Source organism: Mesorhizobium sp. M2E.F.Ca.ET.209.01.1.1 (assembly GCF_004010375.2).
Classification (GTDB): Bacteria; Pseudomonadota; Alphaproteobacteria; order Rhizobiales; family Rhizobiaceae; genus Mesorhizobium.
Window position 1 is genome coordinate 1 of sequence record NZ_SADP02000960.1, and the last position, 305, is coordinate 305.

Here is a 305-nt window from a genome sequence, read left to right on the forward strand (position 1 = left end):
GCAGGTTGGGATTGCTGGATGGTGCCGGGAACGCATCGCTGAACATGCCGGGCACCGCAACGGCGTTGGCCAGGTCGCCGTCTACGCATAGCAGCTGCACCTGCTCGCCGATGCTGGGCGGACACCACACGCGCACGTTGCCAGCAGCGGGTGTCAGCCAGGGAATGAAGTCGGTCTGCAACTCACCGCTGCGTACGCGGCAACGCGCAGCGGCATGATCGATGTCCGTCACCACGCCGTCGCGCATCAGGTTGCTTACTTTTTGGGGCAGGCCGCAATCCATGGAGCCATGCTCGCGGCCCCAG

The 305-nt window shown here is 65.2% G+C and carries 1 protein-coding gene; it reads right to left on the bottom strand.

Features of this window, described 5'->3' with window-relative positions:
• A partial coding sequence (locus EN852_RS38675; RefSeq protein ID WP_135879895.1) for a phage baseplate assembly protein V occupies nt 1-283 on the bottom strand: 283 nt, incomplete at its 3' end.
• Nucleotides 284-305 lie beyond the last annotated feature (22 nt).